At 68.5% G+C, this 22766-nt stretch carries 22 protein-coding genes; 10 read left to right on the forward strand and 12 right to left on the reverse strand.

The features are described from left to right. Positions 1-377: 377 nt before the first annotated feature. Both ACXYX3_RS19790 and ACXYX3_RS19795 read right to left on the reverse strand, forming a co-directional pair. A complete protein-coding gene (locus ACXYX3_RS19790) occupies positions 378-1772 on the reverse strand; it encodes a cystathionine beta-synthase (RefSeq protein ID WP_241205765.1) in 1395 nt (464 codons plus the stop codon). A gap of 29 nt (positions 1773-1801) precedes the next feature. After that, positions 1802-2872, reverse strand: a complete 1071-nt coding sequence (locus ACXYX3_RS19795) for an alpha/beta hydrolase fold domain-containing protein (RefSeq protein ID WP_458608707.1) — start codon at positions 2870-2872, stop codon at positions 1802-1804. 194 nt (positions 2873-3066) lie between these two features. Between ACXYX3_RS19795 and ACXYX3_RS19800 the strand changes: the two genes are divergently transcribed. Continuing rightward, positions 3067-4041, forward strand: coding sequence for an SGNH/GDSL hydrolase family protein (locus ACXYX3_RS19800; RefSeq protein WP_458608709.1), 975 nt, complete (start codon positions 3067-3069; stop codon positions 4039-4041). A gap of 38 nt (positions 4042-4079) precedes the next feature. Further along, positions 4080-5297, forward strand: coding sequence for an acetyl-CoA C-acetyltransferase (locus tag ACXYX3_RS19805; RefSeq protein WP_458608710.1), 1218 nt, complete (start codon positions 4080-4082; stop codon positions 5295-5297). A 35-nt stretch (positions 5298-5332) separates the two neighbouring features. On the opposite strand, the gene ACXYX3_RS19810 is transcribed toward ACXYX3_RS19805, so the two are convergent. Further along, a complete protein-coding gene (locus ACXYX3_RS19810) occupies positions 5333-6202 on the reverse strand; it encodes a hypothetical protein (RefSeq protein ID WP_458608712.1) in 870 nt (289 codons plus the stop codon). 171 nt (positions 6203-6373) lie between these two features. Beyond that, entirely contained in the window at positions 6374-7228 is an 855-nt protein-coding gene (locus ACXYX3_RS19815; protein WP_241205760.1) for a Bax inhibitor-1/YccA family protein, read from the reverse strand. A 160-nt stretch (positions 7229-7388) separates the two neighbouring features. On the opposite strand from ACXYX3_RS19815, the gene ACXYX3_RS19820 reads away from it, so the two are divergent. From ACXYX3_RS19820 to ACXYX3_RS19830, 3 genes are read left to right on the forward strand one after another with little or no spacing between them, the layout of a single operon-like run. Then, a complete protein-coding gene (locus ACXYX3_RS19820; protein WP_458608713.1) occupies positions 7389-8435 on the forward strand; it encodes an enoyl-CoA hydratase/isomerase family protein in 1047 nt (348 codons plus the stop codon). Next, positions 8432-9208, forward strand: coding sequence for an enoyl-CoA hydratase (locus ACXYX3_RS19825; protein ID WP_458608715.1), 777 nt, complete (start codon positions 8432-8434; stop codon positions 9206-9208). Before ACXYX3_RS19820 ends, ACXYX3_RS19825 begins: the two co-directional genes overlap by 4 nt. 22 nt (positions 9209-9230) lie before the next feature. After that, positions 9231-10922: an alpha/beta hydrolase gene (locus ACXYX3_RS19830; protein WP_458608716.1), complete on the forward strand. Its 1692-nt coding sequence runs from the start codon at positions 9231-9233 to the stop codon at positions 10920-10922. On the opposite strand, the gene ACXYX3_RS19835 is transcribed toward ACXYX3_RS19830, so the two are convergent. Continuing rightward, positions 10923-11294, reverse strand: a complete 372-nt coding sequence (locus ACXYX3_RS19835) for a rhodanese-like domain-containing protein (protein WP_241205756.1) — start codon at positions 11292-11294, stop codon at positions 10923-10925. A gap of 2 nt (positions 11295-11296) precedes the next feature. Next, positions 11297-11815 (reverse strand): cysteine dioxygenase, encoded by a 519-nt coding sequence (locus tag ACXYX3_RS19840; protein WP_458608717.1) that lies wholly within the window; start codon positions 11813-11815, stop codon positions 11297-11299. 176 nt (positions 11816-11991) lie between these two features. Between ACXYX3_RS19840 and ACXYX3_RS19845 the strand changes: the two genes are divergently transcribed. Continuing rightward, positions 11992-12435 (forward strand): lipoprotein LpqV, encoded by a 444-nt coding sequence (locus ACXYX3_RS19845; protein WP_458608718.1) that lies wholly within the window; start codon positions 11992-11994, stop codon positions 12433-12435. Positions 12436-12439: 4 nt separating this feature from the next. Here the strand turns inward: ACXYX3_RS19845 and ACXYX3_RS19850 are convergent, their stop codons facing one another. Continuing rightward, positions 12440-12805 (reverse strand): VOC family protein, encoded by a 366-nt coding sequence (locus ACXYX3_RS19850; protein WP_458608719.1) that lies wholly within the window; start codon positions 12803-12805, stop codon positions 12440-12442. A 51-nt stretch (positions 12806-12856) separates the two neighbouring features. On the opposite strand from ACXYX3_RS19850, the gene ACXYX3_RS19855 reads away from it, so the two are divergent. After that, positions 12857-13828 (forward strand): patatin-like phospholipase family protein, encoded by a 972-nt coding sequence (locus ACXYX3_RS19855; RefSeq protein ID WP_458608720.1) that lies wholly within the window; start codon positions 12857-12859, stop codon positions 13826-13828. On the opposite strand, the gene ACXYX3_RS19860 is transcribed toward ACXYX3_RS19855, so the two are convergent. The 3 genes from ACXYX3_RS19860 to ACXYX3_RS19870 are packed head-to-tail and all read right to left on the reverse strand — an operon-like array spanning position 13817 to position 16582. Beyond that, positions 13817-14674, reverse strand: coding sequence for a patatin-like phospholipase family protein (locus tag ACXYX3_RS19860; protein WP_458608721.1), 858 nt, complete (start codon positions 14672-14674; stop codon positions 13817-13819). The genes ACXYX3_RS19855 and ACXYX3_RS19860 overlap by 12 nt on opposite strands. 9 nt (positions 14675-14683) lie before the next feature. Next, positions 14684-15535: a class II glutamine amidotransferase gene (locus tag ACXYX3_RS19865; RefSeq protein ID WP_458608722.1), complete on the reverse strand. Its 852-nt coding sequence runs from the start codon at positions 15533-15535 to the stop codon at positions 14684-14686. After that, positions 15536-16582 (reverse strand): NAD(P)H-dependent amine dehydrogenase family protein, encoded by a 1047-nt coding sequence (locus ACXYX3_RS19870; RefSeq protein ID WP_458608723.1) that lies wholly within the window; start codon positions 16580-16582, stop codon positions 15536-15538. It lies immediately after the preceding gene. Positions 16583-16683: 101 nt separating this feature from the next. Here ACXYX3_RS19870 and ACXYX3_RS19875 point away from each other — a divergent pair, with 101 nt between their 5' ends. Next, positions 16684-17871, forward strand: coding sequence for a lipid-transfer protein (locus ACXYX3_RS19875; RefSeq protein WP_458608724.1), 1188 nt, complete (start codon positions 16684-16686; stop codon positions 17869-17871). Positions 17872-18004: 133 nt separating this feature from the next. Here ACXYX3_RS19875 and ACXYX3_RS19880 read toward each other — a convergent pair whose 3' ends face one another. Further along, entirely contained in the window at positions 18005-19387 is a 1383-nt protein-coding gene (locus ACXYX3_RS19880; RefSeq protein WP_241205747.1) for a cation:dicarboxylate symporter family transporter, read from the reverse strand. A gap of 106 nt (positions 19388-19493) precedes the next feature. Here ACXYX3_RS19880 and ACXYX3_RS19885 point away from each other — a divergent pair, with 106 nt between their 5' ends. Both ACXYX3_RS19885 and ACXYX3_RS19890 read left to right on the forward strand, forming a co-directional pair. Next, positions 19494-21056, forward strand: a complete 1563-nt coding sequence (locus tag ACXYX3_RS19885) for a sensor histidine kinase (RefSeq protein WP_458608725.1) — start codon at positions 19494-19496, stop codon at positions 21054-21056. Further along, the gene (locus ACXYX3_RS19890; RefSeq protein WP_241205733.1) at positions 21053-21745 is read left to right on the forward strand and encodes a response regulator; all 693 of its coding nucleotides are present in this window, start codon (positions 21053-21055) and stop codon (positions 21743-21745) included. The genes ACXYX3_RS19885 and ACXYX3_RS19890 overlap by 4 nt, the downstream gene beginning before the upstream one ends. 6 nt (positions 21746-21751) lie before the next feature. Here the strand turns inward: ACXYX3_RS19890 and ACXYX3_RS19895 are convergent, their stop codons facing one another. After that, positions 21752-22744 carry a YVTN family beta-propeller repeat protein gene (locus ACXYX3_RS19895; RefSeq protein ID WP_458608726.1) on the reverse strand — a complete coding sequence of 331 codons (993 nt, stop codon included), beginning with the start codon at positions 22742-22744 and terminating at the stop codon, positions 21752-21754. Positions 22745-22766 lie beyond the last annotated feature (22 nt).

Genomic DNA, 22766 nt, shown 5'->3' on the forward strand with positions numbered 1-22766 from the left:
GACATGGTTGAGTACAGGTTCGTGGGTGTTGCCGACGAGGGTCTGGCGCTTCTCGACTCACCGGCATGCCGAATCCCGCAGCCGGACTGCTCGTTCGGCCGACGAGCGCCGGGCGGCTCGCCGGCCCGGAACTGAGCGAGCTCGGGTCGAACCCCGACGCCGGTCGTCTCAGGGGTGCCGAGCGGGGGCGACTTCCGGAGCGCCGCAATCGATCCCGCACTCGGCGGCGCGGACAGATCGCCGACCCTCGGCGGGGACAGCCGCGACCCCGGCGGTTGATCGCTCATAATGCCTTCCAGTCTGTTTCTTAGCTGGTAGCAAGCGAGATCACCATACCTGAGAGACGGCTGGGAGCAGCGGTTTTACCTGGTGTGCGATCAGCGGCGCGAGCTCGAGTCGGACAGGTAGCCCAAGAGGTCGTGCCGGGTCAGCACACCGACCGGCTTGCCCTCTTCGACCACCATCACCGCATCGCATTCGCGCAGCGTCTTGGCCGCGGTGCTCACCAGTTCGCCGGCACCGATCAGCGGTAGCGCGGGGCTCATGTGCTGGCTGACGGCATCGGCGAGCTTGGCGCGCCCCTCGAACACCGCCGACAGCAGTTCGCGTTCGGAGACGCTGCCGGCCACCTCGCCCGCCATCACCGGGGGCTCGGCGCCGACCACCGGCATCTGGGACACGCCGTACTCCCGCAGGATCCCGATGGCGTCGCGGACGGTCTCGGCGGGATGGGTGTGCACCAGGTCGGGCAGCGCGCCCGACTTGCCGCGCAGCACGTCACCGACGGTGGATTCGGCGACGGTGCCGTCGAGCCTGCTGCGCAGGAAACCGTAGGAGGACATCCAGCCGTCGTCGAAGATCTTCGACAGGTAGCCGCGGCCGCCGTCGGGCAGCAGGACCACCACGAGGGCGTCGGGACCTTCGCGTTCGGCCACCTGGATGGCCGCATGGGCGGCCATCCCGCAGGACCCGCCGACCAGCAACGCCTCCTCGCGCGCCAGTCGTCGCGTCATGTCGAACGAGTCGGCGTCGGACACGGCGATGATCTCGTCGGGCACCGCCGGGTCGTAGGCCGACGGCCAGAAGTCCTCGCCGACACCCTCGACCAGGTACGGCCGCCCGGTGCCGCCCGAGTACACCGAGCCTTCCGGATCGACGCCGACGACCTTGACCCGACCCTCGGAGACCTCTTTGAGGTAGCGACCCGCGCCGGTGATCGTGCCGCCGGTGCCCACGCCGGCCACGAAGTGGGTGATCTTTCCGTCGGTGTCGGCCCAGATCTCCGGGCCGGTCGACTCGTAGTGGCTCTCGGGTCCCATCGGATTGGAGTACTGGTCGGGCTTCCATGCGCCCTCGATCTCGGTCACCAGACGGTTGGAGACGCTGTAGTAGCTGTCGGGATCGTCGGGCGCGACAGCGGTCGGGCACACCACGACCTCGGCGCCGTAGGCCCGCAGCACGTTCTGCTTGTCCTCGCTGACCTTGTCGGGGCAGACGAAGATGCATTTGTAGCCGCGCTGCTGGGCCACCAACGCCAAGCCAACGCCGGTGTTACCCGACGTCGGCTCCACGATGGTGCCGCCCGGCTTGAGCTGCCCACTGGCCTCGGCGGCGTCGATCATCTTGACTGCGATGCGGTCCTTGGAACTGCCGCCCGGATTGAGGTACTCGATTTTCGCCGCCACCGTGCCCGAACCCGGCGGCACCACCGAGTTCAGCTGCACCAGAGGGGTGTTGCCGATGAGCTCACTGACGTGCCGGGCGATGCGCATGCGTCCATCGTCTCAGGCCCGTCAGGCGACTACCAGGTGGCCTCTCGGATGTACTCGCCGATCTGCTTGATCGACCGGCTGGCCTCGGGCACCGCGGGCGAGCCGAGCTGGAAGACGTGCATCTGGCCGGGCCAGATACGGACCTCCACCGGCACGCCGGACGCGGCGAGCAGACGCGCTGCCTTCCGGGCGTCGCTGAGCAGGACCTCGGAGCCGGAGACGTGGATCAACGTGCGCGGAAGGCCGGGTTCGATGTGGTCGAGAGGTTCGAAGATCGCCTCGGGTTCGCCGTTGACGATCCGCTTCTCACCGGCCTTTTCGATCAACTCGATCAGCGCATGAAATGCCTTGGGCGGGAACATCGCATCGCTGCGGATGTTGGGATGTTCGGCGCGTCCCTCGTTGTCGATCTCGAACAGCGGCGACATCGTGACGATGGCCGCGGGCGTCTCGGAGCCGTAGCCTTCGGCGCCTTCGATCTGCAGCCGCTCGGCCAGGGAGAGTGCCAGGTAGCCGCCGGCGGAGTCCCCGGCGAGAACGATCTGATCCGGCTCGTAACCGGTCTCCCGCAGCCAGCGGTAGGCGTCGAAGCAATCGTCGAGAGCGGTGCCCACCGAGTGCTTCGGGATCATCCGGTAATTGACCACGAGGACCGGCGCATCGGCGTACCGGGACAGCGCGGTCACCAGGCGGCCATGGGTGTGCACGCCGCAGGTGAGGAAGGCACCGCCGTGCATGTAGAGGACGACGCTGCGCTTACCGTCGGCGGGCAGGACGCCCGCTGCGCGCACCAGCTGGGCCGTGCAGTGCGGCAGCGCGATCGTCGCGCGCACGGTTCCGGGAACCGGGCGGATGACGCGGGCCGCGAAGTCCACCAGACCCCAGGGCCACGGCAGCTTGGGGGCGTAGCTGCCAACGGACAGGAACGGCTTGATCGTGGCCATCGCAGCCAGGCCCATGAGACGTCCGGCGATGCTCGGGCCGTCCTCGACGACCTCTACCGGCGCCCCGTCACTGACCGGGAAACGGCGCGGTTTGTGGCCCCGACCTGGCCTGACACCCAGGTGGGCAGTACTGGGGACCTTGCTCGGTGCCGTCATCGCCACCACTTCCTACGCCGTTGTAGTACCGGGATAAGCCAAGATACTCAGACAACCTCGTTACTTAGCTTGGCACTTGTAACCATTATCACAATCGTTTAAACGCGATTGATACCGGAGTTGATACCGCACTGTGACCGCGGATTCCGTATGCCACTCGGTTATCCGGCGAAGGCCCACCTAAACTCGCATCCGTGGGCTCCAGCCACCGTGCTCCTCACGTCCGCCGGTCGACCGTCGCGCTGGCGGCAGTCGCGACGCTCGCATCCACCGGGTCGTTCTACGTCGGGGCTCGCAATCTGCTGACCGGTCAGGCCGACCAGGCCCGCCGCGTCATCCCGAAATCCTGGGACATCCCGCCGCGCGCCGACGGCGTCTATTTACCTGAGGGCGGACCCGTCACGCGCTGGTACCGCGGCGTGCCCTTCGACCTGCACCTGATGATCTTCGGCGACTCGACGGCCACCGGCTACGGCTGCCGGACCGCCGACGAGGTGCCCGGCGTGCTGTTGGCCCGCGGCCTGGCCAAGGAGTCGGGCAAGCGCATCCGGCTCAGCACCAAGGCGATCGTCGGCGCCACCTCCAAGGGCCTCTCGGGCCAGATCGACGCGATGTTCGTCGCCGGTCCGCCACCGGACGCGGCGGTGATCATGATCGGCGCCAACGACATCACCGCGCCCAACGGAGTGGGGCCCTCGGCGCGGCGACTCGGCCGCGCCGTGCAGCGTCTGCGCAGCAGCGGCGCGGTCGTCGTCGTCGGCACCTGCCCGGACTTCGGGGTGATCAAGGCGATTCCGCAACCTCTGCGCTGGGTGGCGCGCAGCCGCGGTCTGCGGCTGGCGCGGGCGCAGGCCGGTGAGGTGCGCTCCGCCGGCGGCGTGCCCGTGCCGTTCTCCGATCTGCTGGCACCGCACTTCTACAAGGCGCCGGATGAGCTGTTCTCGCCGGACATGTTCCATCCGTCGGCGGCCGGTTACGCGTTGGCCGCCCAGCAGTTACTGCCTGCGCTGTGTGCCGCGCTCGGTGAGTTCGTGGGCACCGAACCGGCCGAAGCCGCACTGGAATCGCGTTCGGGTGAGGGATCGCTGCTGTCGCGGATCGGCAATTTGGGCCGGCTGTGGCGCCGCTCGACCGGGGTGCCCGCGCCCATCGTCGTGGCTGCGGGCTAGGTTCACAGATAGTTCTCGCTGTCTACCGAGGAGTCGTCATGCCCGAAGCCGTCATCGTCGCCACCGCCCGCTCCCCCATCGGTCGGGCCAACAAAGGCTCGCTGGTGTCCATGCGGCCAGACGACCTCGCCGCGCAGATGGTCAAGGCGGTGCTCGACAAGGTGCCGGCACTGGACCCCCGCGACATCGACGACCTGATGATGGGCTGCGGCCAGCCCGGCGGTGAAGCGGGTTTCAACATCGGCCGCGCCGTGGCGGTGCAGCTGGGTTACGACTTCCTGCCGGGCACCACGGTCAACCGGTACTGCTCGTCGTCGTTGCAGACCACGCGGATGGCGTTCCACGCGATCAAGGCCGGCGAGGGTGACGCGTTCATCTCCGCCGGCGTGGAGACGGTGTCGCGCTTCCTCAAGGGCACCTCCGACGGCTGGCCGGACTCGAAGAACGAGCTGTACGCCGACGCGATGGCCCGCACCGATCAAGCCGCCGCCGGCGCCACCGAATGGCACGATCCGCGCGAGGACGGCTTGCTGCCCGACGTGTACATCGCGATGGGCCAGACGGCGGAGAACGTCGTGCTGCACACCGGAATCAGCCGCGAGGACCAGGACCACTGGGGCGTGCGGTCGCAGAACCGCGCCGAAGAAGCGATCAAGAGTGGCTTCTTTGAGCGCGAGATCTCGCCCGTCACGCTGCCCGACGGCACCGTCGTCACCACCGACGACGGCCCCCGCGCCGGCACCACCTATGAGGCCGTGAGCCAGCTCAAGCCGGTGTTCCGCCCCAACGGCACGATCACCGCGGGTAATGCGTGCCCGCTGAACGACGGCGCGGCCGCGGTGGTGATCATGAGCGACACGAAGGCCAAGGAGGTGGGGCTGACGCCGCTGGCGCGCATCGTGTCGACCGGGGTGTCGGGTCTGTCGCCGGAGATCATGGGCCTGGGTCCGATCGAGGCCGTGCGCAAGGCGCTGGGCAACGCGAAGATGTCGATCTCCGACATCGACCTGTACGAGATCAACGAGGCGTTCGCGGTGCAGGTGCTGGGGTCGGCCCGCGAGCTCGGCATGGACGAGGACAAGCTCAACGTGTCCGGTGGCGCGATCGCGCTCGGGCATCCGTTCGGTATGACCGGTGCACGGATCACGGCCACGCTGCTGAACAACCTCGCCACCCACGACAAGACCTTCGGCATCGAGACGATGTGCGTGGGCGGCGGGCAGGGCATGGCGATGGTCGTGGAGCGCCTCTCCTAGTCTCTTCGCGTCGAGACTGCGGGGAGATCGCGTCATCAGCTGATATTGCGATCTCCCCGCAGTCTCGCGGCCCATGCGCGGGCGATCCAGGCCCGAATGTCGAATTCCCGGTCGCTTTTGATGACGCGGATGACCAGCCAGTCGAGCTCGCGCAAGTCCTCGGAACGGCGGATGTCCCTGGCGTATTGCGAGTCGTCGACGCGATGTTGTTCACCGTCGTACTCGACGGCGATCGTCACGTCGGGCCAACCCATGTCGAGGTAGTACTTTCGTCGGCCGTCCGGGCTGCGGACCGGGATCTGCGTGTGCGGCCGCGGATACCCGGCGCTGATGATCAGGAGGCGCAACCACGTCTCCTTCGGTGACGCCGATCCCGCGTCGTAGAGGTCCATCACCTTTTCCAGTTGCCGCAAACCTCGGGCGCCACGGTGCTGGCGAGCGCGAGCGAGGACCTCGTCAGCACGAAGGCCGGTCGCATGCCCCAGAGCGTCCACCCGCGCGACCGCGTCGCCGAGCCGGCCGCGACGCGCGAGGTCGTACGCGGTCCTCGCGATCGTCGTCAGTCGCATACCGTGGTGGACAGTGAACTCGTCGGGAAGCAGACGGGCGTCCATCGTGCGCAGGCCCGGCGGGCGTCGCGCGTTCGACCAGACGAGTTCGATCGGGAGCGTGGCATCGATCCACTTCGCGCCGTGCAGACCCGCCGCGGTCAATCCCGCGATCACTCCTTCGCGATGCGACCACAGCCACGCTGCTCTGGCCCGGTGCTCAAGACTGGCCTCCGCATCGATCGGGACGTACACATCGGGAAACAAGGCTCGATAGGTCGAGCGCAGGTGATGCTTCTTGACGCGACCATCGGCGATCGCTTCGCTCCCCACAAATGGCCAGCTCGGTGACGACATAGCGACACCGTCACACGTTCGGTCGCGCAATCAACGCTGAGACTGCGCGGAGATCGCGATCTGTGGATCAGGCGCGATCTGTGAGCAGTCTCGGCGCACGGAGGCACGCACCTCCCACAGCACAGAAAAAGGGCGCCCACCTGTCGGTGAGCGCCCTTTCTCGGGCAGGTACTAGTCGCTGTTGAAGTAGCTGAGCAGGCGCAGGATCTCGATGTAGAGCCACACCAGCGTCACGGTCAGGCCCAGCGCGATACCCCAGGCCGCCTTCTCCGGTGCGCCGGCGCGGATCATCTGGTCAGCCGCGTCGAAGTCGATCAGGAAGCTGAACGCCGCCAGACCGATGCAGATGAGCGAGAAGATGATCGCGATCGGGCCACCGCTGCGCAGGCCGAGGCCCTCGCCGCCGCCCACACCGAACAGCGCGAGCACGAAGTTGCCGAGCATCAATGCCAGCACACCGAAGAGGCCGGCCACGATGAAGCGGGTGAACTTCGGCGTCACACGGATGGCGCCGGTCTTGTAGACGACCAGCATTCCGGCGAACACGCCCAGGGTGCCGAGCACCGCCTGGCTGATCAGGGCGCCGGCGCTGACGCCGGAGACCATCAGGTTGGCGACGACGAACGAGAACGCACCGAGGAACAGGCCCTCCAGCGCCGCGTACGTCAGCACGATGGCGGGATTGTCCTGCTTGCGACCGAAGGTCGCGATCAGCACGAGGACGAGGCCGCCGAGTGCGCCGACCAGAGTGAACGGCATCGCCAGCGCGACGTTCTGGGCCACCAGGAAGTACGACACCACCGCGACCGCCGACAGCACTGCCAGCGTCATGCCGGTCTTGGTGACGACGTCGTCGATGGTCAGCGGACGGGAAACCCCCGTCTGACGCTGATCGGGATAGGCGGCATAGGGATCGGCGTGTACTGCTTGCGCACCGTAGCCGGTGGCTCCGGTACCGAATTGCGCGTATCCGCCCTGCTGCCCCTTGGGCAGCGTGCGAAATACCGGGTTGCTGCTTTCGCGCACCGTCGGTTCCTTTCCTGATGTCGTTATTCGGCCTCTGCCGAACATCGGTTCAACGATCGACACGTCGGGACGGTTCCCGACGATCGGATCTGTTCCCAGCCTTCTCACAGGAACCTTACCCGGCGCTCCCCGAACAGGGGCGATGATCTAGATTGCTGGCGTGGACGAAAACGAGGATCTCCTAGTAACTGTGCACAGGCACGTGGGGCACCTCACCCTCAACCGCCCCAAGGCGATCAACTCGCTGACCCACCCGATGGTCACCGAGATCGCCGCCGCCCTGACGGCATGGGAACACGACGACGACGTCCGCGCTGTCGTCGTCGCCGGCGCCGGCGACCGCGGTCTGTGCGCGGGCGGCGACATCGTCGCGATCTACCACAGCGCGAAGGCCGGCGGCGCCGAGGCCCGCCAGTTCTGGCACGACGAATACCTGCTCAATGCCTACATCGGTCGCTACCCGAAACCGTATGTCGCGCTGATGAACGGCATCACGATGGGCGGCGGCGTGGGCATCAGCGCGCACGGCGACGTCCGCGTGGTCACCGAGACCACGAAGATGGCCATGCCGGAGGTAGGCATCGGCTTCGTGCCCGACGTCGGAGGCACCCAGATCCTCGCCCACGCGCCCGGCTTGCTCGGCCTGCACGCCGCGCTGACCGGCGCCCCGTTCGGCGGGGCCGACGCGATCGCGATGGGCTTCGCCGACCACTACGTCCCGCACGCGGATCTCGCGCAGTTCGTCCAGGCGATCGAGACCGACGGCGTGGACCACGCGGTGAGCGCCTTCGCCCAGGAACCGCCACCCAGTGAGCTGATGGCGCAGCGGGAGTGGATCGATCGCTGCTATGCGGGCCGGTCGGTCGCCGACATCGTCGACGCCCTGCGCACGGAAGGACACCCCGCAGCCACCGAGGCCGCCGAGCTGATCAGCTCCCGCTCGCCCATCGCGGTGTCGGTGGCCCTCGAGGCCGTGCGCCGCGCGCAACCACTGGCGACCCTGGAAGACGTTCTGCGCCTGGAGTTCCGGACGTCCTGCGCAGCGCTGCAATCGGCAGATCTCGTCGAGGGAATCAGAGCGCAGATCATCGACAAGGACCGCAACCCCCAGTGGAGCCCACCGACGCTGGCGGCCGTCACCGCCGCCGACGTCGACGCCTACTTCCAGCCCGCAGATCCCGACCTGACCTTCCAGGAGCAGCCATGACCGACTACGAGACCATCCTCGTCACCCGTGAGGGCCGCGTCGCCACGATCACGCTGAACCGGCCGAAGGCGCTCAACGCGCTCAACAGTCAGGTGATGAACGACGTGACCGCTGCCGCAGCCGAATTGGACGCAGATCCCGGCATCGGCGCGATCGTGCTCACCGGCAACGAGAAGGCGTTCGCCGCCGGTGCGGACATCAAAGAGATGGCGAATCTGACGTTCGCCGAGGTGTTTTCGTCGGACTTCTTCGCCGCGTGGGGCAAGTTCGCGGCAACCCGCACGCCGACGATCGCCGCCGTCGCCGGATACGCGCTCGGCGGCGGCTGCGAACTGGCGATGATGTGCGACGTCCTCATCGCCGCGGACACCGCGAAGTTCGGCCAGCCCGAGATCAAACTGGGCGTTCTGCCGGGCATGGGTGGTTCGCAGCGGTTGACCCGTGCCATCGGGAAGGCCAAGGCGATGGATCTGATCCTGACCGGGCGCACCATGGACGCCGAGGAAGCCGAACGCGCCGGACTCGTGTCGCGCGTGGTCCCGGCCGATGCCCTGCTCGAGGAAGCCGCCGCCACCGCGGCGACGATCGCCGGTATGTCGCGCTCCGCCGCGCGGATGGCCAAGGAGGCGGTGAACCGGGCCTTCGAGTCCACGTTGGCCGAGGGTCTGCTCTACGAACGCCGACTGTTCCACTCGGCGTTCGCCACCGACGACCAGACCGAGGGCATGGCCGCATTCACCGAGAAGCGTTCGCCGAACTTCTCCCACCGCTGACAGTCGTCGCTAACATGCCTTCGTGACCGCCACCGCCGCGCCGCCGACGGCCGAGCCGCCCGCCCGGGCAGCCCGGAAAGCGTGGTGGGTGCGCCACTACACGTTCACCGGAACGGCGGTCGGCCTCGTGTTCCTGTGGTTGTCGCTGACGCCATCGCTGCTGCCTCGTGGCCCGCTGTTCCAGGGCCTGGTCAGCGGGGGCGCCGGCGCCTTCGGATATGCGATCGGCGTGTTCTCTGTGTGGCTCGTGCGCTACATGCGGTCCAAGGATTCCAGCCCGCCGGCACCGCGCCGCGCCTGGTTGATTCTCGTCGCGGTGGGTGCGATCGGCATGGTCCTGGCGATCATCTGGTTCCACGAATGGCAGGACAACGTCCGCGATCTGATGGGCGTGCCGCGGCTGACGTTCGGGGATTACCCTCTGGCCGCCGCCATCTCGGTGGTCACGCTGTTCGCGTTCGTCGAGATCGGGCAGCTGATCCGCCGGCTGGTGCGTTTCCTGGTGCGCCAGCTCGATCGTGTTGCGCCGCCCCGGGTTTCGGCCGTCATCGTGGTGACGTTGCTGCTGGCGCTGACGATCGCGCTGCTCAACGGCATCGTCGTGCGGTTCGCGATGAGCACGATCAACAGCACGTTCGCCGCGGTCAACGACGAGACCGACCCCGACAACCCGGCTCCCGAGACGCCGCTGCGCTCGGGCGGTCCCGGGTCGCTGGTCAGCTGGGAGTCGCTCGGCCACCAAGGCCGGATGTTCGTCGGTGGCGGGCCGTCGGTGGACGAGCTGAGCGCGTTCAACGCCCGGCCGGCGGTCGAACCGATCCGCGCCTATGCCGGCTTGAACTCGGCGGACGGCATCAAGGCCACGGCCGCGCTGGCCGCGCGCGAATTGCAGCGCACCGGCGGCCTCGACCGGGCGGTGGTGGCGGTGGCCACGACGACGGGCACGGGCTGGATCAACGAGGCCGAGGCCACTGCCCTGGAGTACATGTACAACGGCGACTCCGCGATCGTGTCGATGCAATACTCCTTCCTGCCGAGCTGGCTGTCGTTCCTCGTCGACAAGGAGAACGCACGGCAGGCGGGGCAGGCGCTGTTCGAGGCTGTCGACGAGCTGGTCCGCGCGATGCCCGAGGCGCAGCGACCCAAGCTCGTGGTGTTCGGCGAGAGCCTCGGCTCCTTCGGCGGGGAGGCGCCGTTCCTGGCGTTGAACAATCTGATCGCCCGCACCGACGGCGCACTGTTCAGCGGTCCGACGTTCAACAACACGATCTGGAACGACCTGACCACCAATCGCGATCCCGGCTCCCCGCAATGGCTTCCGATCTACGACAAGGGCGAGAACGTGCGCTTCGTCGCGGAGCCGCGCGATCTCCAGCGGCCGCACGACCCGTGGGGGCAGCCGCGCGTCGTCTACCTACAGCACGCCTCGGACCCGATCGCGTGGTGGAACCCGGATCTGCTGTTCGCCAAACCGGATTGGCTGCGGGAGCCGCGCGGGTACGACGTCTCCCCCGACATGGAGTGGATTCCGGTCGTGACGTTCCTGCAGGTGTCGGCCGACATGGCGGTGGCGGTCGATGTCCCCGACGGGCACGGGCACGTGTACGTGCGCAACGTCGCCGACGCGTGGGCGTCGATCCTGTTGCCGCCCGGCTGGTCTGCGGAGAAGACGCAGGAGTTGCGACCGCTGCTGCGCAGCGACGAGAACAGCTAGTCAGTAGACCAGCACGCCCTTGAGTGCGTGGTAGCCGCCGATCACGTCGGTGGCGCGGTGCAGACCGATGTCCTGCAGGGCCGCCGCGGCCAGGCTGGAGGTGTAGCCCTCCGAGCACAGCACCACCCATTCGACGTCGTCGTCGACGGCCTGCGGAATCCGGGCGTCGCTGGTGGGGTCCAGCCGCCACTCGAGCACGTTGCGCTCGATGATCAGCGCGGTGGGCACCTCGCCCTCGACGGCCCGCTGGGCGGCAGGCCGGATGTCGACCAGGATGGCTCCGCGTCGCAGCGCGGCGGGCAGGTCGTCGGCGGTCAGGCGGTTGATCTTCGTGCGGGCGTTCTCCAGCACGACGTCGATGCGGCTTCCCATGATCATTTACCTTCCGGCTGATGGGTGAGTTCGGTCCGCTTGCGGCGCAGGGTGTTCCGTTCGGACACGTCGTAGTAGGACATCGCGGTGAGCGGCGGCGAGTACGCGTGCACGCTCAACGTCGGGGTGATGCTCGGCGTGGCAAGGCTGACACTCTCGCGCGCCCACACCACATCGTGCACCCAGCCGAGCGGGAACGCCGCCTGGTCACCGGCCTCGAGCCGGCGATGTCGCAGTTGCCGCCCATCCCAACGTGTTTCGCGCAGCGCACCGGACAGCACCGTGAGCGCTCCGAGGGAGCCACCGTGGTCGTGCAGCTCGGTGGCGTGGTCGGGCACCCAGCTGATCAGCCAGACGTCGAGCTCGTCGTCTCCGTGCAGCCGGGTGTACCAGCGCTCGGTCGTGGGCGGTCCGCCGACTGGCAGGACGTCGTCGAAACGGCCGCCGAGGACGTCGGCAGCGTAGCGGTCGGTGGCGTGCAGCAAATCGGCTGGACGCAGGCGGGTAGGCGCGAGAAGCATGGGAAGACTCCAGAGGGAACGGACGAATGGGGGGTCGGGCGTCAGGCCCGACAACACTCCCGAGACATTCCGTTGCGCACGCTCCCACTGTGGCACGAGACCGTGCGCTGCGCCAGGGCCGGACGTTAATCTCACCGTGAATCTGAGACTGCGCACGTCACGGCTACATTGGCGGGATGGTCCCCTTCGCCGTCCGGGTCGCTCTGCTCGCAGCGACGGGGCTGCTGGCGCTGACCGGCTGCTCGTCGTCGCCCACCCAGCGCGAGCCCACGACCCAAACGCCGTCTCCGTCGACCCAGGCGAGTGCGGCCCCGACGACCACCGAATCGCTGGCCCCCGATGCCGTCTCGGTGTCACCGGGTGGGGTGACGACCAAGATGGGCGCACCCGCGGAATCCACCGAGGACGACTATTTCCAGAACTGCCGTGCGGCACGCACCTACATGGACACCCACGGCGGTGACCCGAAGGCGCAGATCGAGCCGTACCTGAAGATGCTGCAGAACGCTCCGACGGTGGGGTCGGGCGAGTTCGACAAGAGCTGGGCGCAGCTGTCGGCGGGCCAGCAGTCCGCCGTGATCGTCGCGGTCGAATCCGCGGCCGACGCGCTGTGCGGCTAGCGATTCAGTCGTTCCAGACCAGGCAGAAGGTGTGACCGGCGGGGTCGCGGTACACCCGGAACTGGTCCTCGTCGGCGTCCTGCACCCATGTCGCACCCAGCCCGAGCACCTCCGTCTGGGCGGCCTCGACCTGATCCTCTGCGATCATGACGTCGAAGTGGATCTGCTGGGAGGCTCGGGGGTCCGGGAACTGCGGCGGCTGATGTTCGGGCGACAGCTGGAATGCCAGCCGGCGGCCGTCGGGGCCGGTGACCACCACCCAGTCCGGGTCCTCTTGGGTGATGTCGCCGCCGAGAACCTCGGCCCAGAAACGCGCCAGGCGGAGCGGGTCGGGGCAATCGACGACGACTGAACGCAGTGTTCCGATCATGAGGGACAGGGTTGCCCGTCGCGGCGGGCTCATGCAAGCGAGAATGGGCGGATGCGGTTCGCATTGGCGTTGGGCAGCGGAGGCGCCCGCGGGTACGCCCACATCGGCGTCATCAACGAACTCCATGAGCGCGGTCACCAGATCGTCGGCATCGCGGGGTCGTCGATGGGTGCCCTGGTGGGCGGGCTGGAGGCGGCAGGCAGGCTCGATCAGTACACGACCTGGGCCGGGTCGCTGACCCAGCGTGCGGTGTTGCGCCTGCTCGATCCGTCGATCACGTCGGCCGGGGTGCTGCGGGCCGAGAAGATCCTGGACGCGGTCCGGGAGATCCTCGGCGAGGTGACGATCGAGACCCTGCCGATTCCCTACACCTCGGTGGCCACCGATCTGATCACCGGCAAGTCGGTGTGGATGCAGCGCGGTCCGGTCGACGACGCGATCCGCGCGTCGATCGCGATCCCCGGTGTCATCACGCCGCACGTGCTCGACGGCCGGCTGCTGGCCGACGGCGGCATCCTCGATCCGCTGCCGATGGCCCCGATCGCCGCCGTCGCCGCCGATGTCACGATCGCGGTGAGTCTGTCCGGTGACGATCCCGAAGCGCACCGCCACGACCGGGAACCCCGGCAGGCCACCGGGGACTGGCTCAACCGGATGTGGCGCAGCTCGTCGTCGCTGCTCGACTCCAAGGCCGCGCGCTCGCTGTTGGACACACCGACGGGGCGCGCGGTGCTGGGCCGGTTCGTCGTGGGTGACGACGAGCCCGTGGACGCTCCGGCCGGGCCCGTCGTGCCGCGGCTGGGCGGCTTCGAGGTGATGAACCGCGTCATCGACATCGCGCAGGCGGCGCTGGCCCGGCACACCCTGGCCGCCTATCCGCCGGACCTGTTGATCGAGGTGCCGCGCACGGTGTGCCGAAGCCTGGACTTCCACCGCGCCAACGAGGTGATCGACATCGGCCAGGAGCTGGCCAGTGCCGCACTCGACACGCTCGAAGCCGCCGTGCCGGCGTCAGACGCCTAGGAACGCAGCGATACGGGCCGCCTCACGACGGCCCTGGGCGCGGCCGGCCTGCGCCGAGGGAGCTCGGCAGGCCGGGTCGAGCGGGTTGGGGCCGAACGCCTCCAGTGCGTCGGCGTCAGCGAAGACGGCCACCGTGGTGCCGGCGAAGTCGGCGATCTCCTGGGCCGTGCCGGCCCCCCACGGCGACGGCGCATCGCGCGCGGACGGGACGAGGACGATGGCGGTGTCGCAGTCGGAGACGGCGGACATGTTCACCGAGCTGCCGACGCCGCCGTCCATGTAGCGCCGTCCGGCGACGGTGACCGGCGGCCACGCGCCGGGCACCGCACAGCTGGCCGCCACCGCGTCGACCAGCTCGATTCCAGAGCCGCGGTCGAACACGACGAGTTCGCCTGTCGCAACGTCGATTCCGGTGATCCTCAGATCGCGCGCGGGCCAGGCGTGCAACGGCAACCGGTGGGCGATCACCTCGCGGCGCACCGCTTCGTCGACGGTCTCGGTGGCCGCGGCGACGGCGCCGATCTTCTGCAGCTTCTGCTCCTTGGTGGCGCCCGGGGTCGTCACGGCGTCCAGGAACAGCGCGGTGATGCCGTCGACGGAGACTCCGGGATGGATCTCGTTCGAGGTATCCGACAGTTGCCGGGCGAACAGCTGCTCGAGCGACATGTCGCTGGACAGCTGCGCGGCGACCGTCGACCCCGCCGACGTCCCCAGCAGCACGTCGGAGGCGAGCAGCGCCGCCGCGGCGGCGGGCACCTCCTCGCCGATGCCACGCAGAATGCCCGTCTCCCAAGCTATTCCGGCCAGCCCGCCGCCGGCGAGCACGAGGGCACGGCGCATCGTCACCCTCCTGTTCTACCGGACGCTCTGGCTCGCCGCCGCCACGGGGTTCAGATCGGAGACGCTCAAGAGGTTCGACGGCGGCTCGAGCACATCGGTGAGCGACGTGAGCGCCAACCCGGGTCCGACGTGCAGCAGTTCACCGTTGCCGAGAGGTCGCCAGGCGGGATCGTCGTCCATCCGTTCGGTGGCGAACACCACCGACGGTCCGCCGACGGTGCGGGCGTTGATCCTGCTGCTCCGCATCTCGAAGCGGGAATGGTCGGCGGGTGTGCGACGGTCGAGCACGTACAGGTCATGAGTGTCCGGATAGCGCAGCGCCCACATCTCTGTCGCGGTGCACAGCAGGATGTTGATCGCGTACACGCCCACATGAGCGCCGAGCCAGCGCACGGCGTCGATGATTCCTGCGGTGACGTCTCCGTGGCGGGCCCGGACCGTGCCGGTGATGAGTGCGAACACCCGTTCCGAATCCGTCTGTCCCACAACGAGGTCAGCGGTGCCGAGTTCGACCAGTCGGGCGTCGAGCGCGTCGAGGCCGGTGACGACGCCGTTGTGGGCGAACAGTCGACCGTCCTGGACGAAGGGATGGGTGTTGGTGGGGCCGGGCTCGCCGGTGGAGGCGTAGCGCACGTGGGCCAGCACCGTCGTCGCGACGATGTCCCGGGCCTCCCGGGCGAAGGCCGCGTCCTGCCATGCGGCAAGGGGTTGTTTGTCCACGACTGGTTGACCGGCTCCGTCGTAGTACCCCAGCCCGGTGCCGTCGGGGTTGCGGCGACTTTGCTCGGCCAGGCTGTCGGGTGCGTCGAGCAGCCAGAACGTCACCGGAGCGGCGGTGCCGGCGTGCATTCCGAACAGGCGGCACATCTAGAGGTGCGGTGCCGCCTTGCCGCTGATCAGCGGCAGGTCCAGATAGGTGGCGATGCCCGGTGGCGCGGCACAGACCGCGGGCACCGAGTTCACGCAGTGCGCAGCGGTGCCGACAACGCCGTATTCGGGCCCTTGCCCGCCGACCTCGGACTGGAACCCCGTCACCGACACCGTGAAGTCGGGGTTGCCGCGCACTTCCATCTCGTAGCGTTGCCCGGCAGGCCCGAAGGACCAGGCGGGGTCGAGGTGCTCCTCCCCCATCAGCCAGTTCACCGTCACCCGGACCACGGGTTCACCGTCGACCAGGGCTTCCCAGTGGAATTTGCGCCCCGCCACCTGCCCGGGCTCGATCGGCCCCATCGGCGAGTCGATGGTCGCGGTCGCCACGGCGATCTCCTGCGTGGCACGCACCCGCGGATCGGCGTGAAAGCCCAACTGGTCCACACACATTCGTACGGCTTGGATGAAGCCGGCGTCGAGCATTTTCTGCATGGGTCCGGTCAGCGCTTTGTCCGGGGTCTCCCCGAAACCCATCACGTGGCGCAGCACATCGGGGGCCTCGTAGGTGCGCAGATCGGAGAACTCCTCGGCACGCACGAAGGTCACGCCGGTCGACATCGCCGAGAGCATCAGCGGGAACTTCTCGCTGATGCCGCCGGGTGCGATGCCGGTGCCGTGCAGGGTCGCGTTCCCGGCCAGCGCGGCCTCGCGCACCGATGCGCCGCTGCGCTCGCTGGGATACAGCCAGCCGACCGGGGTGACGACGTTCTTGCCCGAGCGCAGCAGCGCGATCACCTCGTCGGGGTTGGCGATCAGCGGGGCGTAGATGACGGCGTCGGCGTCGAGCGCGAGGATCTCGTCGATGCTGTCGGTGGCCGTGACGCCCAGCGGGGCCGCACCGATGAGGTCGCCGACGTCGCGCCCGGCCTTGGCGGCCGAGTGCACCCAGCAGCCGGCGAGTTCCAGCTCGGGGTGCTCGAGTACGCCTTTGATCGCGGCGACGCCGACACCGCCGGTCGCCCATTGCACGACGCGCAGCGCCATCCCGCCTCCTCCAACTGTGCCGACATAGAACTGGAACGTGTTCTACTCAGATGTACACCAGCGCCCGGCAGGCCGGTCGCGAATGGCGAAGGGATCAGCTCATGAAGCGAGTGTTCGTGGCCGGGGTCGGGATGACGAAGTTCGAGAAGCCCGGCCGTAGGGAGGGCTGGGACTACCCCGACATGGCCCGCGAATCGGGCACCAAGGCGCTCGAGGACGCCGGCATCGATTACTCCGAGGTCGAGCAGGGCTACGTCGGATACTGCTCCGGCGATTCGACGTCGGGTCAGCGGGCGCTCTACGAACTCGGAATGACGGGCATCCCGATCGTCAACGTCAACAACAACTGCTCGACCGGGTCGACGGCGCTGTACCTGGGCGCCCAGGCGATCCGCGGCGGACTCGCCGACTGCGTGCTGGCGCTGGGCTTCGAGAAGATGCAGCCGGGCTCGCTCGGCGGCGGCGCCGAGGACCGGGAGTCGCCGATGAAACGACACATTCTGGCGCTCAACGACATCGACGCGATGCAGTTCCCGGTGGCGCCGTGGATGTTCGGGGCGGCGGGCCGGGAGCACATGAAGAAGTACGGGACCACCGCCGAGCATTTCGCCAAGATCGGCTTCAAGAACCACAAGCACTCGGTGAACAATCCGTACGCGCAGTTCCAGGACGAGTACAGCCTGGAGGACATCCTGGCCGCGAAGATGATCTCCGACCCGCTGACCAAGCTGCAGTGCTCACCGACCTCGGACGGGTCGGCGGCCGTGGTGCTGGCCAGTGAGGAGTTCGTGGACCGGCACGGCCTGGCAGACCGGGCGGTGGAAATCGTCGGGCAGGCGATGACCACGGATTTCGCGTCGACATTCGACGGCAGCGCCGCCAACATCATCGGCTACGACATGAACGTCCACGCAGCACAGAAGGTGTACGACCAGTCCGGCCTCGGCCCGCAGGACTTCCAGGTGATCGAGCTGCACGACTGCTTCTCGGCCAACGAGCTGCTGCTCTACGAAGCCCTCGGGCTGTGCGGGCCGGGTGAGGCGCCGAAGCTGATCGACGACGAGGACACCACCTACGGCGGACGCTGGGTGGTCAACCCCTCGGGTGGCTTGATCTCGAAGGGCCATCCCCTCGGCGCGACCGGCCTGGCCCAGTGCAGCGAGCTGACGTGGCAACTGCGTGGTGACGCGGACAAGCGGCAGGTCGACGGTGTGACGGCTGCGCTGCAGCACAACATCGGGCTCGGCGGCGCCGCGGTCGTGACGGCCTACCAGCGCGCCGACCGCTGAGGTTTCTTCCGGCGACCAGACGCGAACTCGAGTGACACGCCGCGCGACATGCTCGAGTTCGCGTCTTCTCGCGCAAAGAGCGCAACGAAAAGACCCGGCCGGGAAGCACCGACCGGGTCTTTCCTCTCGCGTCCTACACCGCGGCAGGGACCTTCTCCTGTTGCGGCTCCTGAACGCGTGAGCCGTGTCCGTCGTCGACCATTGTCAGCTCGTCGAACGGATCGCGCCCGGCGAGCACGTCGTCGACCTTGGCCCTGTCGATCGTGTGGGTCCACGACCCGACCAGCAGCGTGGCCACCGCGTTGCCGGAGAAGTTCGTCAGCGCACGCGCCTCGGACATGAACCGGTCGATGCCGACGATCAGGCCGACGCCGTCCAGCAGGTCGGGGCGGTGGGCCTGCAGGCCGCCGGCCAGCGTCGCGAGCCCCGCGCCCGTCACACCGGCCGCACCCTTGGAGGCGACGATCATGAACACCAGCAGGCCGATCTGCTCGGGGATCGACAGCGGGTCGCCCAGCGCCCCGGCGATGAACAGCGACGCCATGGTCAGGTAGATCGCTGTGCCGTCGAGATTGAACGAGTAGCCGGTGGGCACGACCACGCCGACGGTCGAGCGGTCCACACCGATGTGCTCCATCTTGGCGATGAGGCGGGGCAGGGCCGACTCCGACGATGAGGTCGACACGATCAGCAGGTACTCGCGGGCGAGGTAGCGCACCAGCTTGAAGATCGAGATCCCGGAGACCACGCGCAGCAAGGAGCCGAGGATGCCGAAGACGAAGATCGCGCAGGTGATGTAGAAGCCCAGCATCAGGGTCAGCAGCTGCCCCACCGCGGACCAGCCGGTCTGGCCGACGACGTTGGCGATCGCGCCGAACGCACCGATCGGTGCCAGCCACAGGATCATGCTCAGGACCTTGAACACCAGCTTCTGCAGATGCTCGACACCACGCAGGATGGGCTCACCCGTGCTGCCCAGCGCCTGCAGCGCGAATCCAACGAGCAGCGCGATGAACAGCGCCTGCAGCACGCTGCCTTCGGTGAGCGCCGAGAACATCGACGTGGGGATGATGCCCTGCACGAAGTCCATCAGTCCGCCGGCCTCGTGCGCCTTGTCGGCGAGTTCGGCGCCCTTGGCCGCCGTGGTCGAGCTGACGTTCAGGCCGGCGCCGGGGTGCAGCAGGTTGCCGACGACCAGACCGATCGCCAACGCGAACGTCGACATCGCCAGGAAGTACACGAATGCGAGCCCGCCGACCTTGCCGACGGTCGCGGCCCTGCGCACCGATCCGATGCCCAGCACGATCGTGCAGAAGATGACCGGCGCGATCATCATCTTGATCAGCGCGACGAACATCGTGCCGAGCACGCCGAGGCTCTTGCCCACCTCGGGGGTGACGATCCCGACGCCGACACCGGCGATCACCGCGACGATGACCGCGATGTAGAGCCAGTGGGTGCGGTCGCGCCGCTTCGGCGCGTCCGGTGTGGGGGGCCGGTCGACGGTGGTGGTCATGTGCTTCCTCCGAACTCGGGTGACGATGTGGTCTGAAAAGATGGTCAGTCAGCGCGTGAGCCAGGTCACGTTTTAGTTCATTTCGTTCAGAAGGGTGTGCGCGACGATGCGACGGATCCGGGCGGCCTGGCCGCGCTCGCTGGCCGGCCAGGCGATCGCGCTGCAGATCCTGGTGATCGCGCTGATCGTCGCTGCGGGCAGCGTGCTCGCGCTGATCGACGCCCGGCAGGACGGCGACGCCGCGGCGCGCGACCAGGTCGTCGGGATCGCCACCTCGCTGGCCGATGCACCGTCGACCGCAGCGGCCATCGAGTCGGGTCGCGCCACCGAGATCCTGCAACCGATGACCGAGCTGGTGCGCACCCACACCGACATCGCGTTCATCACGATCATGGCGCCCGACCGCACGCGGTTCACCCACACCGATCCGTCCCAGATCGGCGGCGCCTACATCGGCACCATCGAGCCCGCGCTGCGCGGTGAGACGTTCACCGAGACCTACACCGGCACGCTCGGCCCGTCGGTCCGCGCCGTGGCGCCGGTGCGCGATGCGTCGGGCCGGATCGTCGGCCTGGTGGCGGCAGGCATCCTTCAGAAGAGCCTGGCCGAGCGGTGGCGGTCGCAGTGGCCGGTGATCGCGGCGGTGGGCGTCGGCGCGCTGGCGGTGTCGCTGGGCGGGGTCTGGGGGATCCGGCGCCGCCTGCTGCGTCAGACCCGCGGTCTGCGGCCCGATGAGCTGCGGGTGATGTACGACCACCACGACGCGATCCTGCACTCGGTGTCCGAGGGCCTCATCGTGCTGGACCGCGACGGCGTGGCAGTGGTCAACGACGAGGCGCGCCGGCTGCTGTCGCTGCCGGCGGGCGATGTCCGCCGTGACGATCTCCCGGAGTTCCTGCAGTCCTTCGCGCCCGGTGCCCGCGACGAGGTCCATGTCACCGATGAGCGCGTGCTCGTGGTCAACCGGTCGCCGGTGCCCTCGGCAGGTCGTTCGTCGGAGGTGGTGACGATCCGCGACCGCACCGAATTGCAGGGTGCGCTGGGCGAATTGAACTCTTTGAAGGTCCTGACCGATTCGCTGCGCGCGCAGGCACATGAGGCGGCCAACACGCTGCACACGATCGTGACGATGGTGGAGATGGGTCGCTCCGATGACGCGGTCCGATTCGCGACTGCTGAGTTGGAGCTGTCCCAGCATCTCGTCGATCGCCTGTCGAGCGCGGTGGCAGAACCGGCGCTGGTGGCGCTGCTGCTGGGGAAGACCGCCCAGGCCGACGAGCGCGGAATCGAGCTGACGATCACCGAGGACACCCATCTGCCGGCCGGCGACGGACATCTGCTCAGCGGTTCGGAGATGGTGACGGTGCTGGGCAACCTGATCGACAACGCGATGGACGCCTGCGACAAGTCCGATCCGTGGGTGGAGGTCACGGTCAATCAGAGTGACGACCGGCTGCTGATCCGGGTGGCCGACAGCGGAGAAGGCATGGATGCCAAGACCTTTGACAAGGCGATGCAGCGCGGCTACTCGACCAAGACGGGCAGCGACGCCGAGCAGCACGGTCTCGGGCTGGCGCTGGTGGCACAGGTGGTCAAGCGCCACGGTGGTTCGTTGTGCGCCGACGTGACGTACGGGTCGGTGGTCACGGTCGAGGTCAGCGCGCCATGATCCGGGTGCTCATCGTGGAGGACGAACCGTTGATCGCCGAGGCGCATCATGCGTATCTCGGACGCCTGCAGGACTTCTCGGTGGCAGCGGTGGCGCACACGGCCCGTGACGCGATGCGGGCCGCATCGGAGGCGGCAGCCGATGGCACCCCGATCGACCTCGTGCTGCTGGACATCGGACTCCCCGACGCGAACGGCATCGCACTGGCTTCAGCGCTGTCGGGGCTGCGGCCCGCCCCCGACATCATCACGATCACCTCGGAACGCGACCTGGAGATGGTGCGCGCGGCGGTCGGCCACGGCGCTCTGGCCTACCTGCTCAAACCGTTCACGTTCGCCGCGTTCCGCGACCGGCTCGAGCGGTATGCCCGGTACCGCCAGGCCTTGCCGGCCGGCACCGACGCCGCCAGCCAGGCCGAGGTCGACCGCGCGCTGGCCGAACTGCGGATCGGGCCCGACCGGACGGCCGCACCGAAGGGCATCGCGCCCGGCACCAACGACGAGATCGCCCGTGCCGTCCGCGATTCCGGCGACGCAGGCGTCACCGCGGACACCGTCGCCAAGCAGATCGGGGTGTCCCGGGTGACGGCGTGGCGCTACCTCGAGCGGCTCGCCGAGGAGGGCACGGTGCGCCGCGAAACCGACTACGGCAAAGCGGGCCGCCCGAAAACCCGGTATCAGTGGCGCTGAGGCGCCCTAGACAGCGACAGGCTGACGGGTGCGCGGCGCGGTGAGAGCGAACGGCTCCGTCGCGAGGAACTGCGAGTAGAGCATGCCGACCGTCGACTCGACTGCGTGCACGGCCAGTCCCCCGGCGTAGTCCGCCAGGAACAGTTCGCCGCCGTCGGCGCTGTGCGCCACGCATGACGGCCGCGCCGGCGCCGAGAGCGAGTCGGCGATTTCGAGTTGCATCGTGCACACGACGTGCACGCGGTCGTAGTCGACGACGTAGACGCGCGCCTCATCGCGACTCAGTGACAGCTGGGTGGGGGCTCCACCGACGGTGATCGTGGCAGTGATGCGGGCGGTCGCCAGGTCGATGACATGGACGGCGCCGCCGACTTCGCGATCGGAGGTCAGCGCATAGACCGTGTCGCCCGCGCAGGCCAGATCGCGCAGCGGCGAGCCGACCGGCACGACACGCCGCACCCGTGCGGTTTCGGCGTCGACGATGACCAGCTGGCTTCCCCGATCGTCGGTCACGGCGACCATCAGACGCCTACCGCGCGGATCGAGTGCCAGCGCATCGACGTTGGCTGCCGGGCCCCGCCCGATGTCGATGGTGCCGGCACGCTCCGCGGTCACGTCGATGACCGTCACCTCGACGCGGTCGCCGCCTGCTCGACCGGCGTAGAGCCGCTTGCCGTCGGGCCCGACGGCGAGCGCGGTGATTCCGGAAGAGACCGGGAACGTCGCCGTGACAGCGGCGGTCTCCACGTCGATGACGACGACGGTGTCCTGCTGGGCGGAGGTGACGCTGAGGTAGGCGCGGTCGTCGCTGACCACGACCCCGGTCGGCTCACCACCGAGGGACACGACGGCACGCTGCTCGAGCGTGTGGGGGTCGAGCAGAGTGACGGTGTCGTCGGCAGGATTTGCGACGGCGACGACGTGCGGTCCGGCGGCGATGTCGCCGATGGGTCCGCGGCCCACGGTCAACCGCCGCACGTCATCGGCGGCACTGTTCACAACTGCCCCATCGGGCCCATCG

Source organism: Mycobacterium sp. Panama NTM2 (genome assembly GCF_054355555.1).

What these genes read in the sequence shown, in the direction of transcription:
- ACXYX3_RS19790 (WP_241205765.1), bottom strand. Translation starts at nt 1,772, where the DNA reads ATGCGCATCGCCCGGCACGTCAGTGAGCTCATCGGCAACACCCCTCTG.
- ACXYX3_RS19795 (WP_458608707.1), bottom strand. Translation starts at nt 2,872, where the DNA reads ATGACGGCACCGAGCAAGGTCCCCAGTACTGCCCACCTGGGTGTCAGG.
- ACXYX3_RS19805 (WP_458608710.1), top strand. Translation starts at nt 4,080, where the DNA reads ATGCCCGAAGCCGTCATCGTCGCCACCGCCCGCTCCCCCATCGGTCGG.
- ACXYX3_RS19810 (WP_458608712.1), bottom strand. Translation starts at nt 6,202, where the DNA reads ATGTCGTCACCGAGCTGGCCATTTGTGGGGAGCGAAGCGATCGCCGAT.
- ACXYX3_RS19825 (WP_458608715.1), top strand. Translation starts at nt 8,432, where the DNA reads ATGACCGACTACGAGACCATCCTCGTCACCCGTGAGGGCCGCGTCGCC.
- ACXYX3_RS19835 (WP_241205756.1), bottom strand. Translation starts at nt 11,294, where the DNA reads ATGGGAAGCCGCATCGACGTCGTGCTGGAGAACGCCCGCACGAAGATC.
- ACXYX3_RS19840 (WP_458608717.1), bottom strand. Translation starts at nt 11,815, where the DNA reads ATGCTTCTCGCGCCTACCCGCCTGCGTCCAGCCGATTTGCTGCACGCC.
- ACXYX3_RS19845 (WP_458608718.1), top strand. Translation starts at nt 11,992, where the DNA reads ATGGTCCCCTTCGCCGTCCGGGTCGCTCTGCTCGCAGCGACGGGGCTG.
- ACXYX3_RS19850 (WP_458608719.1), bottom strand. Translation starts at nt 12,805, where the DNA reads ATGATCGGAACACTGCGTTCAGTCGTCGTCGATTGCCCCGACCCGCTC.
- ACXYX3_RS19855 (WP_458608720.1), top strand. Translation starts at nt 12,857, where the DNA reads ATGCGGTTCGCATTGGCGTTGGGCAGCGGAGGCGCCCGCGGGTACGCC.
- ACXYX3_RS19865 (WP_458608722.1), bottom strand. Translation starts at nt 15,535, where the DNA reads ATGTGCCGCCTGTTCGGAATGCACGCCGGCACCGCCGCTCCGGTGACG.
- ACXYX3_RS19870 (WP_458608723.1), bottom strand. Translation starts at nt 16,582, where the DNA reads ATGGCGCTGCGCGTCGTGCAATGGGCGACCGGCGGTGTCGGCGTCGCC.
- ACXYX3_RS19875 (WP_458608724.1), top strand. Translation starts at nt 16,684, where the DNA reads ATGAAGCGAGTGTTCGTGGCCGGGGTCGGGATGACGAAGTTCGAGAAG.
- ACXYX3_RS19880 (WP_241205747.1), bottom strand. Translation starts at nt 19,387, where the DNA reads ATGACCACCACCGTCGACCGGCCCCCCACACCGGACGCGCCGAAGCGG.
- ACXYX3_RS19885 (WP_458608725.1), top strand. Translation starts at nt 19,494, where the DNA reads ATGCGACGGATCCGGGCGGCCTGGCCGCGCTCGCTGGCCGGCCAGGCG.
- ACXYX3_RS19890 (WP_241205733.1), top strand. Translation starts at nt 21,053, where the DNA reads ATGATCCGGGTGCTCATCGTGGAGGACGAACCGTTGATCGCCGAGGCG.